The organism is Komagataeibacter saccharivorans, assembly GCF_003207825.1.
In the GTDB taxonomy this organism is placed as follows: domain Bacteria; phylum Pseudomonadota; class Alphaproteobacteria; order Acetobacterales; family Acetobacteraceae; genus Komagataeibacter; species Komagataeibacter saccharivorans.
This window is the reverse complement of sequence record NZ_NKTY01000004.1, coordinates 128,206-143,390: the sequence shown is the minus strand read 5'-3', so window position 1 is coordinate 143,390 and position 15,185 is coordinate 128,206. Positions and strand designations below refer to the sequence as shown.

The following is a 15,185-nucleotide window of genomic DNA, read 5'->3' as shown; positions in this document are numbered from 1 at the left end:
TAAAGTATAAACCCTGCTTATACCATTCAGCAGTCCAGTGTCGTCTGCCGCTCCCATTCCGACAGATGACCGCAATGGGCGTTCCATTCCGCCATTTTCAGCCGTGCATACGGCTCGACCAGTCCCTTACCCAGTATACGCGGCATCGCATCGGATGCGTCCAGCGCCCTTACCGCATCCAGCAGGTTCAGGGGCAGTTTCTTGGCATCCTTTACCTTGTGGCCTTCGGTATACATGTTGATATCCAATGGCGCGCCCGGATTGATCCTGCGTTCCAGACCATCCAGTCCCGCCGCCAGCAGGGACGCCTGCAGCAGATACGGATTGGCCGCACCATCGGGCAGGCGCATTTCAAAACGTCCCTTGCCCGGCACACGGATCATGTGGGTCCGGTTGTCGCCGGCATAGGTCACGGAATTGGGCGACCATGTCGCACCCGATACCGTGCGCGGCGCATTGATGCGCTTGTAGGAATTGACCACCGGGTTGAGGAACGCACACAGCGCATCCGCATTCTCGATCAGGCCACCGACAAAATTATAGCCCTGTTCCGACAGGCCCAGCGGATCGTTTTCCGCGTAACAGATGTTCGTGTCGCCATTCCACAACGAGATATGGGCATGGCAGCCGCTGCCCGTCAGGTGCATGAAGGGCTTGGGCATGAAGGTGGCCCGCAGGCCATGCTTTTCCGCAATGGACCGCGCCATGAATTTGAAGAACACATGCCGGTCGGCGGTGATGAGGGCTTCATCAAATATCCAGTTCATCTCGAACTGGCCATTCGCGTCTTCATGGTCGTTCTGGTACGGCTCCCAGCCAAGGCCGAGCATGGCGTCGCACAGTTCGGCAATCACATCGTACCGCCGCATAAGCGCCGATGCATCGTAACAGGATTTGGCCGCGTTATCATGCGCGTCACCAATGGCCTGCCCGTCCGGCGTCAGCAGGAAGAATTCACATTCCACGCCCGTCTTGACCGTCAGCCCATGCTGCGTGGCACGCGCGATCATGCGCCGCAGGGTATTACGTGGTCCCTGTTCGACCCATTCCCCGTGCATTTTCAGGTCGGAGGCCAGCCAGCCGACTTCCGGTTTCCATGGAAGCTGGATCAGCGATGACGGATCGGGCACCGCGACAAGGTCGGGATCAGCGGGAGAAAACTCGAACGCGGCGGCAAAACCGGCAAAGCCCGCCCCGTTTTTCTGCATGCCCTTTATGGCCGCAGCCGGGACCAGTTTCGCGCGCTGCGCACCGGACAGATCCGTAAAGGAAATAAGAAAATACCGTATGCCCCGCTCTTCAGCCACGGCGGCAAGGTCAACGGGTTCACGCCCGCTGGTCGTATCTTGAACCATCACCAGAACTTCCGTTTATCCAGTATTGCGCAAAAGAAAGAGAAGGGACGCCCCCTGTCAGGCGACGTCCCTGCAATCACTTCAGAAACTGCCTTTTCCGGGGTACCATTCCGTACCGGCCAACGGAATTCGGGTCATTGCCGCCGCTTCCATGGTGAGGGCGACCATGTCTTCGGGTTCGAGGTTATGCAGGTGGCTCTTGCCGCAGGCACGCGCGATCGCCTGCGCTTCCATCGTCATGACGGACAGGTAATTGGCGATACGCCGCCCACCCAGAACCGGGTCCAGCCGCGCGGCCAGTTCGGGGTCCTGCGTGGTGATGCCTGCGGGGTCGCGTCCGTCCTGCCAGTCATCATAGGCACCGGGAACCGTGCCAAGGCGGGCATATTCCTCGGCCAGATCGGGGCTCTGGTCCCCCAGCGCGACAAGGGCCGCCGTGCCGATGGCGACCGCATCCGCACCCAGCGCCAGCGCCTTGGCCATGTCAGCGCCGCTGCGGATACCGCCGGACACGATCAACTGCACCTTGCGGTGCATGCCCAGATCCTGCAGCGCCTGCACGGCAGAACGGATGGCCGAAAGGATGGGCAGGCCCACATGTTCGATGAACACTTCCTGCGTCGCCGCCGTGCCACCCTGCATGCCGTCCAGCACGACCACGTCCGCCCCGGCCTTCACGGCCAGCGAGACATCGTAATACGGACGGCTGGCGCCGATCTTGAGATAGATCGGCTTTTCCCAGTTGGTGATTTCACGCAGTTCCTCGATCTTGATTTCAAGATCATCGGGACCGGTCCAGTCGGGATGGCGACAGGCGGAACGCTGGTCGATCCCTTCGGGCAGGTCGCGCATCTTCGCAACACGGCTGGAAATCTTCTGTCCCAGCAGCATGCCGCCGCCGCCGGGCTTCGCACCCTGTCCCACCACGACCTCGATCGCATCGGCGCGGCGCAGGTCATCGGGGTTCATGCCGTAGCGCGACGGCAGGTACTGATAGACCAGAATGGAGGAGTGTCCGCGCTCCTCGGGCGTCATGCCACCGTCACCCGTGGTGGTGGACGTTCCGACGGCGCTCGCGCCACGCCCCAGTGCTTCCTTCGCCTGTGCCGACAGCGCGCCGAAAGACATGCCCGCGATCGTTACCGGCGTCTTGAGGCGAATGGGCTTCCTGGCGAAACGCGTGCCCAGCACGACATCGGTATCGCAGCGTTCCCGGTAGCCTTCCAGCGGATAACGCGAAATGGATGCGCCAAGGAACAGCAGGTCATCGAAATGCGGCAGCTTGCGCTTCGTGCCCGCGCCACGGATGTCATAGATGCCCGTTGCGGCGGCACGCTGGATTTCGGAGATGGTGAACGGGTCGAACGTTGCTGAAAAACGCGGCTTTGTCCGGGGGATTTTCTTGCTGTTGTCTGTCATGATGGCCTCAGTAAGCAGCGGCGTTATCAACGTGGAAGTGATACAGGCGGCGGGCGGACCCGTAGAGACGGAAGCTGTCGGCCGGATATTCCGTAATCCCGGCGCGATCGAGCAGGGATTGCAGATGGGCCAGATCCTGTGGCGTCATCTCCTTTTCCTCGCAGTCCGCGCCAAGGCTTTTCACGTCACCGCGCACGAACAGCTTCGCTTCGTACAGGCTGTCCCCCAGCGCCTCGCCCGCTTCGCCGCATACGACCAGCGTGCCGGACTGCGCCATGAACGCGCTCATATGCCCGACCGAGCCACGCACGACGATGTCGATCCCCTTCATGGAGATACCGCAGCGCGCACCAGCGTCGCCATCGATGACCAGCAGCCCGCCATGACCGGTCGCACCGGCGGCCATGCTGGCGTTGCCCGATACATGCACGCGACCGCTCATCATGTTCTCGGCCACGCCGGGACCGGCATTGCCGTTGATGGTGACATTGGCGCGCTGGTTCATCCCGGCGGCGTAATAACCCGCCTGCCCGTCCACCAGCACATCCACCGGCGCGGTCAGCCCGACAGCCAGGGCATGACGGCCGCGCGGGTTACGGATAACCCATGCGCCGGTTACGTCTTCACCCTGCAACTGGCTGTTTGCATCACGCAGCGTGCATTCCGCCAGATCGATTTCCTGCATGTTGCTCATTATGCGTGTTCCCAATGATAGACGCGCTGGGGCTCGGGTTCGAAAACGGTTGCATTCCCGATGCCGGGAAGCTGGGCGAAGGCACGGTATTCGGAAGCGAACGCCACGTAATCATCCGTTTCGGCCATGACGGCGGGCTTGCAGGCCACGGGGTCACGCAGCACGGCAAAACCGTCGCGCGTGCCGACAACGAAGGTATAGAACCCATCCAGATCGGCCAGCGAAGCGGTCAGTGCTTCATCCAGCCGCTCACCGCGCGACAGCCGCCATGACAGGTATCCTGCCGCCACTTCCGAGTCATTTTCGGTCTCGAATGTCAGCCCTTCGCGCACGAGCTGGCGGCGCAGGGTGTTATGGTTCGACAGCGAACCGTTATGCACCAGACACTGATCTGGCCCGGTGGAAAACGGGTGCGCGCCTGCGGTCGTGACCGCGGATTCCGTCGCCATGCGGGTATGGCCGATGGCATGGGTGCCGCTCATGCCCGCAAGGTTGAAGCGCGTCGCCACATCTTCGGGCAGGCCGACACCCTTGTAGAGTTCGATGCTATCGCCGCTGGCGACAAAGGATACGCCATGGCCGAATGCCGCAATGAACTGGCGCACGGTCTTTTCATGTTCGGTGGGCACTGTGATGACCGTATGATCGTCACGCGACAGGAACGTAACCCCCGTACCGGCACAGGCCAGCAGGCCCTTTTCAAACGCCGCCATATCGGACGGGACAAGGCCGCGGACCGTGATCTTGGTCTGTCCATGCCGCGCGCCGCCGTAAACCGCGAAACCCGCGCTATCGGGACCACGCTCCGTCATGACCCGGAGCATCTGCGCGGTCAGCAGGCCCAGTTCAGGTTGAAGCGCGGGATTTTTCAGAAATAACCCAACGATGCCACACATCGTCATTCTCCGCCGAGAGAGGAAAAGATGCAGTCATCAAGCCTGCATCCCCTGCCCCTGTCAACTGGAAAGAATAAAACTTTCCTTTCTGGAAAAGTATGGTGTCATTCCGACTGGCGGGAATAGATGATGATCGAAAGATATTTCATTGGTTTTTCAAGCAGAACCTCGGGACCATGCGGTGCCTGGCAATCGAACAGCAGCGTATCGCCCGGTCCCATGTCATAGGATTCGTCGCCATGGCGGTACAGCACGCGCCCGCTGAGCATGTAGATCAGTTCCACCCCCTGATGGCGGAAACTGGTATAGGGATTGGCGTCCTCATGCAGTGTGATGAGATAGGGTTCAACCACCGTGCCCCCACCCAGCAGATGGCCAAGCAACTGGTATTCATGGCCCGCTTTCGTACCCCGGCGTTCGATCACCACGCCATGCCCCGCCTTGACGAATGAACAGTCACGCTGTTCCTCAAACGTGGCGAATAGCTGGCTCAGGGGGACATTCAGCGCGCGGCAGACCGATTGCAGCGTGGCCAGCGAAGGGGAAATCTGCCCGTTTTCGATCTTTGACAGCATGCCCAGCGAAATTCCCGCCGCGCTGGCCAGATCGGCGCCCGTCAGTTCCGCGCGGCGGCGCAGCAGACGGATCTGCGCGCCCAGCGATTCCTCCAGTGTCAGTTCCCGTACGGGACCGGCGGAAGACCCGGTGGTCAGTTCTGCTGCGGTTTTCTCGGATCGTGCTTTACGGGCCGTGGCCATACGTGGTCTCCAGAAAAATATCCATCAGGACAGGACGTCCATCTGGGCGGCAAAGGCCGGGAAATCCTCCGCCAGTTCGCCAAGTGTGCGCTCCATAAGAACAGCCCGGAGCGTTTTAGCAAAATCCAGTGGCAGACGGCCAAATTCACGCCGTCGCGCCACCAGCGTCAACCGCCGCCGCAGCCCGCCCACGGGCAGCCTGTGACAGACCAGCCCGCATGACGGATCATACCCCGCTTCATACAGGCACAGCGGCGTGGTGATCGCCACGCCCCCCAGCCGACACGCCGCCAGCACGCCATCGGGGCGGTCAAATTCCTGCCCGAAGGGGATTTCCAGCTTCAGCCTGCGCAGGTAGCGTTCCACCTCGCCCCCCGTGCGGGATCGTAGCGAAAACCGCACGAATGGCCGCGTGGTCAGCAGGTCGGCCAGTTCCGCGACTGTCGTGGGGGCTGCGACCTGTGCGGGGCACAACAGCAGGTATGGTTCCTCGAACAGTGGCCAGCGTTCGAGATCGGGGATGTCCTCCAGATTATCCACGCTCAGGATAAAATCGATCTGCCGGGTCAGCAGGGCGGCGGCATGGGATTCCGTAAGCCCCGCATAGACGATCAGCCGGTCCACGCGCGCGCGCATGAAAGCCGAGACATCGCCCATCACCGCACGCGACAGGGAATCCACCACGCCGATCCGCAGTTGCCGCACCCGGCCCGAACGCATTTCCTGCAGCCGCACCGCAATCTGGCGCATTTCTACCATAAGGCCCGTGGCATACTGGCGCAGCACGGTACCAGCGGCGGTCAGCGCCATGGGCCGCACGCCCCGGTCGAACAACTGTGTGCCGATCCGTTTTTCCAGATCGGCGACCACCTGCGACACGGCGGGCTGGGTAACGCCCAGCATCCGTGCTGCGGCCGCCATGCTGCCGTTATCGCACACCGCCAGAAAGACATTGAGGGCGGACAGGTCAAAAGGGGGATCGGGAAGCGCCATGGGATCATACCATAAGCAAAATTTATACTTTCTCCAGCACGAAACGCGTTACCGTCCCTTTCGATAACGGATTGAAGATGTCGTAATGCCAAGCAATCGCTACTCCCTCTTTTCCCTTCTGCGGGAAACGCTGCGTGGCCATACCGGCTGGCAGCCCGCATGGCGCGATGCCACGCCACAGGCGGCGTATGATGTCGTCATCGTAGGCGGCGGGGGCCATGGCCTGGCCACCGCGTACTATCTGGCGCGACGATACGGCATAAAGCGCGTGGCCGTGGTGGAAAAGGGCTGGATCGGCAACGGCAATATTGGCCGCAATACGACAATCATCCGTTCCAATTACCTGCTGCCGGGCAATGTCCCCTTCTATGAATGCGCCATGAAGCTGTGGGAAGGGCTGGAGCAGGACATCAATTACAATGCGATGGTCAGCCAGCGCGGCGTGCTCAACCTTTTCCATAACGACGCACAGCGCAATGCGTATATCCGCCGTGGCAACGCCATGCGGCTGAACGGCGTGGATGCCGAACTGCTGGATGCTCAGGCCGTGCGGCGCAAGCTGCCCTTCCTCAATTTCGACAATGCCCGCTTTCCCATACAGGGTGGCCTGCTGCAGCGGCGCGGTGGCACCGTCCGCCACGATGCCGTGGCATGGGGTTATGCCCGCGCGGCCGACCGGCTGGGCGTGGACATCATCCAGAACTGCGAAGTCACCGGTATCCGCACCCAGAACGGGCGCGCGGTGGGCGTGGAGACAACGCGCGGCTATATCGGCGCGGGGCGCGTGGCTCTGGCCTGCGCGGGCAATTCATCGCGCGTGGCCGCCATGGCCGGGCTGCGCCTGCCGATCGAAAGCCATGTATTGCAGGCATTCGTAAGCGAAGGACTCAAGCCCTTCATCGACTGCGTGGCCACCTTTGGCGCGGGCCATTTCTACATCAGCCAGTCCGACAAGGGGGGCTTGGTGTTTGGCGGCGATATCGACGGCTACAATTCCTATGCCCAGCGCGGGAACATGCCGGTGATCGAGGATGTGTGCGAAGGTGGCATGGCGCTGATGCCCCGGATCGGGCGCGTGCGGCTGCTGCGCCACTGGGGCGGGCTTATGGACATGACCATGGATGGCAGCCCGATCATTGACCGCACGCCGGTCGACAGCCTGTACCTCAATGCAGGGTGGTGCTACGGCGGCTTCAAGGCCACGCCGGCTTCAGGCCTGTGTTTCGCGCATCTTATCGCCCGTGACGAACCCCACCCGACGGCAACCGCCTACCGGCTGGACCGCTTCGCCCGGGGCGCGGTGATTGATGAAAAAGGCATGGGCGCACAGCCCAATCTGCACTGAGGTTCCGATGCGTTTGAACTGCCCCTGCTGCGGACCGCGCGGCCTGGAAGAATTCACCTATCGCGGCGACGCCACCGTCCGCCGCCCCGAAAGCCCAACGGCGCCCGCGCAGGACTGGGTCGATTACGTCTACCTGCGCGACAACCCCGCCGGGCCGCACCGCGAACTGTGGTACCACGGCGCGGGGTGCCGTTCGTGGCTGGTCGTCACGCGCGATACGCGCACGCATGCCATTTCGGACGTGGTCCGCGCGGTGGATGTCGCGCGCGCAGACAAGGAAGGCGCTGGATCATGAAACTGCTCCGTCAGGGGAAATCATCCGCATCGGGCGATCCGTCGCAATCCATGCGGACCACCACGGGCAATGGTATCGACACCAGCCGGACCATACATTTCACGTTCGATGGCAGACGTTACGCGGCCCATCCGGGCGATACGCTGGCTTCCGCCCTGCTGGCCAATGGCGTGCGCCTTGCGGGACGGTCCTTCAAATATCACCGTCCACGCGGCATCCTGTCCGCCGGGGCGGAAGAGCCAAATGCCCTTGTGGAACTGCGCACCGGCGCGCGCCGCGAGCCGAACAGCCGCGCCACCGTGACCGAACTGTTCGACGGGCTTGAGGCCGCCAGCCAGAACCGCTGGCCATCGCTGGCCATGGACGCGCTGGGGATCAACGGCGTGTTTTCACCCGTATTCACCGCCGGGTTCTACTACAAGACATTCATGTGGCCCGCCGCCTTCTGGGAAAAGGTTTACGAACCCATGATCCGCCGTGCCGCCGGTCTGGGCCGTGCGGCGGATGAAGCCGATCCCGATATTTACGAAAAGGCCACCACTTTCTGCGATGTGCTGGTCGTGGGCACCGGCCCCGCCGGGCTTGCGGCGGCACTGACCGCGGGGCGCACGGGCGCACGCGTTCTGGTGTGCGAGCAGGACAGCCTGCCGGGCGGCCGCCTGCGCGCCGAACATGGTGAAATCGGCGGCATGCCCGGATGGCAGTGGGCCGAACAGGCAATGGACGAACTGCGCCAGATGCCCGAAGTGCGGATCATGACCCGCACCTGCGTTTTCGGCACCTATGACGGCGGTACCTATGGTGCGCTGGAACGTGTGGCCGACCATGTGCCCACACCCGCACCGGACCAGCCGCGCCAGCGCCTGTGGCGCATCGTGGCCCGGCACGCCATTGTAGCGACCGGCGGGATTGAACGGCCCATCGTATTCCCCAACAACGACCGCCCCGGCATCATGCTGGCGGGGGCCGTGCGGACCTACATCAACCGTTTTGGCGTCACACCCGGCCAGCGCGCCATTGTCTACACCAATAATGACGACGGCCTGCGCACCGCACGCGACCTGCACCGCGCGGGCGCCACGATCGCCGCCATTGTCGATGCCCGCACGACCGAAACGCCACTGGCGCGCGACATGGCGCAGCTTACGGGTGCGAAACTGTTCATGGGGGGCGCGATTGCCGATACCTATGGCCGCCTGGGCATCCATGCCGCCGTCATTCGGGAACATTCGGGCCTGACGCAGCGCGTGCCGTGCGATCTTGTCGCCATGTCCGGCGGATGGAACCCCGAACTCAGTCTGACGACACATCAGCGCACGAAACCGGTTTATGACGAGACCCTGTGCGCCTTCGTCCCCGGCACGATGCCTGCTGGCATGCGGAGCGCAGGCGTGGCGAACGGCACGTTCGCCACGCCCGACTGCCTGCGCGAAGGGACGACCTGCGGACAGGACGCGGCACAGGCCTGCGGGTTCAGCGCCACCGTGGCCGACCTGCCCGCAGCCGGGACAGAAAGCTACGCCATCGTCCCGCTATGGCACGCCCTGCCGCTGGACCGGCCAGCCAGGACAGGCAAGGCGTTCATCGATTTCCAGAATGACGTGACGGCGAAGGATGTGCGGCTGGCGGCGATCGAAGGGTTCCGTTCGGTCGAACATCTCAAGCGCTACACCACGCTGGGCATGGCCACGGATCAGGGCAAGACGGCCAATGTCAACGCGCTGGCCCAGATGGCCGAACAGACGGGCAGCAGCATCGCCCGGACCGGCACGACGATGTTCCGCCCCCCCGTGCAGCCCGTCGCCATCGGGGCGCTGGCCGGCGCGGCGCGGGGCAGGCATTTCAAACCCGATCGCCTGACACCGACCCATGACTGGGCCACGGAACAGGGCGCGGTCTTTACGGCCAACGGTTTGTGGCATCGCGCCCAGTGGTTCCCCCGACCGGGCGAGACGCACTGGCGCGACACCGTCAACCGGGAAGTCCGCACCGTCCGTACGGCGGTCGGCTTCTGCGATGTCACGACACTGGGCAAGATTGATATTCAGGGCCCGGATGCCGCGACTTTTCTGGAACGGGTTTACGTCAACGCATGGCGCAGGCTGCCCATCGGGCGGGCGCGCTACGGCCTGATGCTGCGCGAGGACGGATTTGCCTATGATGACGGCACGACCGCCCGACTGGGTGAAAACCACTATGTCATGACCACGACCACCGCCCATGCGGGTTCGGTCATGCAGCATCTGGAACTGTGCCATCAGTGGCTGTGGCCCGAACTGGATGTGCGCTTCATCTCGGTTACGGATGAATGGGCGCAGCTTGCCATTGCCGGGCCGAAGTCACGCGATGTGCTGCGCCATATCGTCGATCCGGCATTCGACATTTCCAACGAAGCCTTCGGTTATATGGCCGCTGCCACCGTCACCATCTGCGGCGGCCAGGAAGCGCGTCTGTTCCGTCTGTCCTTCTCGGGGGAACTGGCGTACGAACTTGCGGTGCCCGCACGCTTTGGCGATGCGCTGGCGCGGCTTCTGATGAAAGTGGGCGCGCCTTACGGGATCGCGCCCTACGGCACGGAAGCGCTTGGTGTCATGCGTATCGAAAAGGGGCATCCCGCCGGGCCGGAACTCAATGGCCAGACCACGGCGCACGATCTGGGCATGGGCCGGATGCTTTCGACCCGCAAGGACTTTATCGGACGCGCCATGGCCGCGCGCCCTGCCCTGACCGACCCGGCGCGTCCGGCCCTGATCGGGCTTGTGCCGGTCAATGCGGGCGATGAACTGGTCGCGGGCGGCCACCTGCTGCCCGCAGGCGCGCAAGCGACCGCCGCGCATGATCAGGGCTGGGTTTCCTCCGCCGCGTGGTCGCCCACGCTGAACGGCTGGATTGCGCTCGGCTTCCTGTCCAACGGCCCGGCGCGTCTGGGCGAGACGGTCATGGTCCATAACCCGCTGGGCAATAGCGTGACCGCCGCGCGGGTTGTCTCACCCGTATTTGTCGATCCCAACGGAGAACGGCTGCATGCCTGAAGTCCTCCACCCCCGCGACGCCGTATCGCCTGTTCCCCTGACCGCCCACGGCGTGACGCTGCGGGCCGGGGCCATGCGTGAAAGCGTAAGCCTTGCCGCCTTCCGTGGTCAGGCCGACACCCTGCGCGCCTTTGTCGGCAAAGAATTTGACGTCGATCTGCCCGATACGCCGCGCAGCGTCGAAAATGCCGATGGCATCACCTTCATCTGGGCAGGCCCGAACCAGTGGCTCCTGCGCGCCGCGCCGGGCACGGACCTGCTCACGCGACTGTCGCCATGCGCCGCGTTCGCGGCCCTGACCGCGCAGGGTGACAGCCGCACCGCCCTTGAACTGCGCGGACCGGGCGCACGCGCGATCGCAGCCAAACTGGTTCCGGTCGACCTGCATCCGCGCGCTTTCGCCGCCGGTGACGTGGCCCTGACCCTTGCGGGGCATATTGCTGTCATCCTCCGTCAGGTGGACGACACGCCGTGCTACGAATTCCTTGTTTTCCGCAGTCTGGCCCAGAGCCTGCACCATGAACTCCACACCGCCATGCTTGGCGGCATTCCACAAGCGGACCGTATTTCATGACTCGCAATGCGACTTCCCCGGCCATTTTCATCCTGACACTGAGTTGCCCCAACCGCCCCGGCATCGTGGCCGCGATCAGCCAGCAGCTTTACGAACTGGGCGCCAACATAACCGAAGCCCAGCAGTTCGATGACACGGACAGCAACCGCTTCTTCATGCGGATTGTCTTTGAAGTCACCGCCACGGACAATATCGGGCAGGGCCTGCGTACCCAGATCACCCGGATAGCCGACACCTTTTCCATGGAATGGTCGCTGACCGATACGCAGCACCGCCAGAAGGTCCTGCTGCTGGTCTCCCGCTTCGACCACTGCCTTGTGGACCTGCTGTATCGCTGGCGCATCGGCGAACTGCCGATTGACCCCGTGGGCATCATTTCCAACCATCCGCGTGAGACGTTCGCGGATCTGGATTTCTACGGCATCCCGTTCCACTATCTGCCGGTCACGAAAGAAACGAAAGCCGCGCAGGAAGAACAGATCTGGACGATATTTAACGAAACCGGGGCCGAACTGGCCGTTCTGGCCCGTTACATGCAGGTGCTGTCCAATGCGATGGCATCCCGGCTCAGCGGGCGGTGCATCAACATCCACCACTCCTTCCTGCCCGGTTTCAAGGGCGCGCGTCCGTATCATCAGGCGTTCAGCCGGGGCGTCAAGCTGATCGGGGCCACCGCGCATTATGTCACGAGTGACCTGGATGAAGGCCCGATCATCGAACAGGATGTGGAACGCATCTCGCACGCCGATTCACCCGATGACCTGATCCGCAAGGGTCGCGACATCGAACGGCGCGTGCTGGCCCGTGGCGTGCGTTTCCATATCGAACGCCGCGCGCTGATGAACGGCAGCAAGACCATCGTGTTCACGCCCTGATGTCCGCGCAACCATCCATACACCCGGCACAGGTGATCGCGGGCAAGGTCCATGCCGCCCACCTGACGGACACGACCCGCGCGGGTGTTGCCCGGTTTGTGGAAACGCATGGCTTTCCACCCGGTCTGGCCGTGATACAGGTGGGGGAAAACCCCGCCAGCACGATCTATGTACGCAACAAGGTCCGCAAGACCGAGGCCGTGGGCATGCGTTCGGTTGCCCATCATCTGCCCGCCAGCATATCACAGGCCGCCCTGCTGGACATTATCGCGCGCCTCAATGCCGATCCGTCCGTGCACGGGATTCTGGTGCAGTTGCCGCTGCCCGCCCATATCAGCCGCGATGCGGTGCTGGACGCCATCGCGCCGGAAAAGGACGTGGACGGGTTTCACGTCGCCAATGCGGGCAAGCTGGCGGTGGGGCGGCGTGATGGCCTGATCCCCTGCACGCCCATGGGCTGCCTGATCCTGCTCAAATCCGTACGGAAAAACCTTGCAGGGCTGCATGCGGTGGTCATCGGCGCATCGAATATCGTGGGCCGCCCGATGGCAAGCCTGCTGCTGGCGGAAGGCTGCACGGTTGTCGTCACCCATCTCAAGACCCGTAATGTCGCCGAGGAGACACGCCGGGCCGACATCGTCGTCGTGGCGGCGGGCCATGCCGGACTGGTGCGCGGCGACTGGATACGGCCCGGCGCGCTGGTGATCGATGTCGGTATCAGCCGCATCGAAACACCGCAGGGCACGCGCATCGCGGGCGATGTCGCATTTGATGAAGTCGCCCCGCATGCGGGCGCCATAACCCCCGTGCCGGGCGGCGTAGGCCCCATGACCATTGCCTGCCTGCTGCACAACACGCTGCGCGCGGCGCAATCGGCACAGGCCGGAAAGCAGAAAGGTTCACCCCCATGATCGATCAGTCCCTGTTCCGTGAGGCCATGTCCCATCTTGGCGCGGCGGTCAGCATCATCACCACCGATGGCGATGCCGGGCGGGCGGGCATGACGGTTTCCGCCGTATGCTCGGTCACGGATACGCCGCCCACGCTGCTGGTCTGCATCAACACACGCAGCCGGTCGCATGATGCATTTGTGAAAAACGGCGTCATCTGCGTCAACGTCCTCAGTTCCGGCCATCAGGAACTGTCCGGCCTGTTCGCCAGCAAGGCGGATAACGAGACACGCTTCGGGCAGGCGCGCTGGCATGAACGCACGGACGGCGCGCCGGTGCTGGAAGATGCCATCGTCTCCTTCGACTGCACGATTGAAAATGTTTCCACCGTGGGAACGCACAGTGTCCTGTTCTGCGTGGTGCGCAATATCGAAATCGGGACGGATGGCGCGGGGCTGATCTATTTCCGCCGTGGCTACCACCCGATCGGCATGGTCGGGGCGGAACAGACCGGCGCGGCCTGAACGGCCGGAAAATGTTTCGGTGACAAAAAAATAATTTCCTATTCCCGCCTTCATTATATTAATCTCAGGAAATAAACTTTCCCTTAAGACAACTATCGGGAGGAACGCCCAGGTGCTATCACTCAGAAAAATCGTGTCTTACAAAGAAGAAACCCTGATCGAAGGGGGGCGTGAGGCACCTGTTCCGCTACAGCTTTTCGCCGTGGCGGCAGTCCTGAAAAACCCGTGGGCGGGACGTGGCTTCGTCGAAGACCTGAAACCGGAAATCCACGCCATCGCCCCAGCACTGGGTGAACTCATGACCGCGCGCATGCTGGAAATGACCGGTGGCGGCGACCGGATCGAAGCCTACGGCAAGGCTGCCGTGGTCGGCACGGACGGGGAAGTCGAACACGCTTCCGCGCTGATCCACACCCTGCGCTTTGGCAACCATTACCGGCGTGCGGTGAACGCGCAGTCCTATCTTGCCTTCACCAATACGCGCGGCGGCCCCGATGCCCCGATTGCCGTGCCGCTTATGGACAAGAATGACGCGGGCCGACGCTCGCATTACCTGACCATCCAGTTCTCCATCAACGATGCCCCGGCGCATGACGAAATCGTGGTGGTTCTGGGTGCCTCCATCGGCGGTCGCCCCCATCACCGCATCGGTGACCGGTATCAGGATCTGGCCGAGCTTGGCAGCACGCATGGCTGACGAAATCCGCCACCACGAGGGCACACGCTACCGCATTGCCGGACCCGCCACGGGTCAGGCCACGCAGGGCACGATCGTATTCGTGCATGGCGTGGGCATGAGTCTGGACTTCTGGGCGCCGCAGATTGATTTTTTCGCGCCCCGATACCGCTGCATCGCCTACGACATGCTGGGGCACGGTCTCAGCGCCCTGCCGCCGGAACAGCCCACGCTGGCGGATTACAGCAACCAGTTCACGCGCCTCATGGATCATCTGGACGTGCCATCCGTCTGTCTTGTCGGGCATTCCATGGGCGCGCTGATCACGATCGAGGCGGGCCTGCGCGCACCGGAGCGGGTAAAGCGGCTCATCGCCATGAATGGCGTATATGACCGCACGGTCGAACAGAAAGCCGCCATCGCCGCGCGGGCCGCAGCCCTGAAGCCACAGACGGGCGAACAGGACTGGGGACCGACGCTGGACCGCTGGTTCGGCCCCGAACCCGCACCGGACGCAGCCCCGAAACGGGCAGCCCTCGATCACGCCCTTCGGGCCATCCAGCCCGAAGGATATGCCCGCACTTACCGCCTGTTCGCCCGGTCCGATAGCGCCCATGTGGGCCGCCTTGGGCAACTGGCGCAGCCAGCCCTGTTCCTGACGGGGGAACTGGACCCCAATTCCACGCCCGCCATGTCGCAGGCCATGGCGCAGGCCGCCCCATACGGGCAGGCCGTGATCCTGCCGGGCGAGCGCCACATGATGAGCTACGTCCACCCGGACACGAGCAACCGGGCCATTGCCGATTTTTTCCAGCCTGGCTGAACCAGCACTGCCTGATTGCAGCCGTCGGGAGTATGT

At 63.2% G+C, this 15,185-nt stretch carries 15 protein-coding genes; 9 read left to right on the top strand and 6 right to left on the bottom strand.

Annotation, left to right across the window (positions count from 1 at the left end; genetic code table 11):
• Positions 1–26 precede the first annotated feature (26 nt).
• From glnT to CFR79_RS04470, 6 genes are all read right to left on the bottom strand, one after another.
• Positions 27–1,355 (bottom strand): type III glutamate--ammonia ligase, encoded by a 1,329-nt coding sequence (gene glnT / locus CFR79_RS04495; protein WP_102325566.1) that lies wholly within the window; start codon positions 1,353–1,355, stop codon positions 27–29.
• Between the two features lie 81 nt (positions 1,356–1,436).
• Positions 1,437–2,774: an FMN-binding glutamate synthase family protein gene (locus tag CFR79_RS04490; protein WP_110547063.1), complete on the bottom strand. Its 1,338-nt coding sequence runs from the start codon at positions 2,772–2,774 to the stop codon at positions 1,437–1,439.
• Positions 2,775–2,781: 7 nt separating this feature from the next.
• Positions 2,782–3,468: a GltB/FmdC/FwdC-like GXGXG domain-containing protein gene (locus CFR79_RS04485; RefSeq protein ID WP_110547062.1), complete on the bottom strand. Its 687-nt coding sequence runs from the start codon at positions 3,466–3,468 to the stop codon at positions 2,782–2,784.
• A complete protein-coding gene (locus CFR79_RS04480; RefSeq protein ID WP_110547061.1) occupies positions 3,468–4,364 on the bottom strand; it encodes a class II glutamine amidotransferase in 897 nt (298 codons plus the stop codon). Before CFR79_RS04480 ends, CFR79_RS04485 begins: the two co-directional genes overlap by 1 nt.
• Positions 4,365–4,468: 104 nt before the next feature.
• The gene (locus tag CFR79_RS04475; protein WP_102325562.1) at positions 4,469–5,122 is read right to left on the bottom strand and encodes a helix-turn-helix domain-containing protein; all 654 of its coding nucleotides are present in this window, start codon (positions 5,120–5,122) and stop codon (positions 4,469–4,471) included.
• A 24-nt stretch (positions 5,123–5,146) separates the two neighbouring features.
• The gene (locus CFR79_RS04470) at positions 5,147–6,115 is read right to left on the bottom strand and encodes a LysR family transcriptional regulator (RefSeq protein WP_110547060.1); all 969 of its coding nucleotides are present in this window, start codon (positions 6,113–6,115) and stop codon (positions 5,147–5,149) included.
• Positions 6,116–6,200: 85 nt separating this feature from the next.
• Between CFR79_RS04470 and CFR79_RS04465 the strand changes: the two genes are divergently transcribed.
• From CFR79_RS04465 to CFR79_RS04425, 9 genes are all read left to right on the top strand, one after another.
• Complete coding sequence (locus tag CFR79_RS04465; RefSeq protein WP_102325560.1) at positions 6,201–7,460, top strand: sarcosine oxidase subunit beta family protein; 1,260 nt, start codon at positions 6,201–6,203, stop codon at positions 7,458–7,460.
• A 7-nt stretch (positions 7,461–7,467) separates the two neighbouring features.
• Positions 7,468–7,755: a sarcosine oxidase subunit delta gene (locus CFR79_RS04460; RefSeq protein WP_102325559.1), complete on the top strand. Its 288-nt coding sequence runs from the start codon at positions 7,468–7,470 to the stop codon at positions 7,753–7,755.
• On the top strand, positions 7,752–10,787 hold the full coding sequence (locus CFR79_RS04455; protein ID WP_110547059.1) for a sarcosine oxidase subunit alpha family protein: 3,036 nt from the start codon (positions 7,752–7,754) through the stop codon (positions 10,785–10,787). Before CFR79_RS04460 ends, CFR79_RS04455 begins: the two co-directional genes overlap by 4 nt.
• Positions 10,780–11,361 (top strand): sarcosine oxidase subunit gamma, encoded by a 582-nt coding sequence (locus CFR79_RS04450; protein WP_110547058.1) that lies wholly within the window; start codon positions 10,780–10,782, stop codon positions 11,359–11,361. The genes CFR79_RS04455 and CFR79_RS04450 overlap by 8 nt, the downstream gene beginning before the upstream one ends.
• Positions 11,358–12,236, top strand: coding sequence for a formyltetrahydrofolate deformylase (gene purU / locus CFR79_RS04445; protein WP_110547057.1), 879 nt, complete (start codon positions 11,358–11,360; stop codon positions 12,234–12,236). Before CFR79_RS04450 ends, purU begins: the two co-directional genes overlap by 4 nt.
• Positions 12,236–13,147, top strand: a complete 912-nt coding sequence (locus CFR79_RS04440; RefSeq protein ID WP_102325555.1) for a bifunctional 5,10-methylenetetrahydrofolate dehydrogenase/5,10-methenyltetrahydrofolate cyclohydrolase — start codon at positions 12,236–12,238, stop codon at positions 13,145–13,147. Before purU ends, CFR79_RS04440 begins: the two co-directional genes overlap by 1 nt.
• Positions 13,144–13,650, top strand: coding sequence for a flavin reductase (locus tag CFR79_RS04435; protein WP_110547056.1), 507 nt, complete (start codon positions 13,144–13,146; stop codon positions 13,648–13,650). The genes CFR79_RS04440 and CFR79_RS04435 overlap by 4 nt, the downstream gene beginning before the upstream one ends.
• A gap of 133 nt (positions 13,651–13,783) precedes the next feature.
• A complete protein-coding gene (locus tag CFR79_RS04430; RefSeq protein WP_254057851.1) occupies positions 13,784–14,347 on the top strand; it encodes an amino acid synthesis family protein in 564 nt (187 codons plus the stop codon).
• Positions 14,328–15,149 carry an alpha/beta fold hydrolase gene (locus CFR79_RS04425; RefSeq protein ID WP_181417352.1) on the top strand — a complete coding sequence of 274 codons (822 nt, stop codon included), beginning with the start codon at positions 14,328–14,330 and terminating at the stop codon, positions 15,147–15,149. Before CFR79_RS04430 ends, CFR79_RS04425 begins: the two co-directional genes overlap by 20 nt.
• The last annotated feature ends 36 nt before the right edge of the window (positions 15,150–15,185 follow it).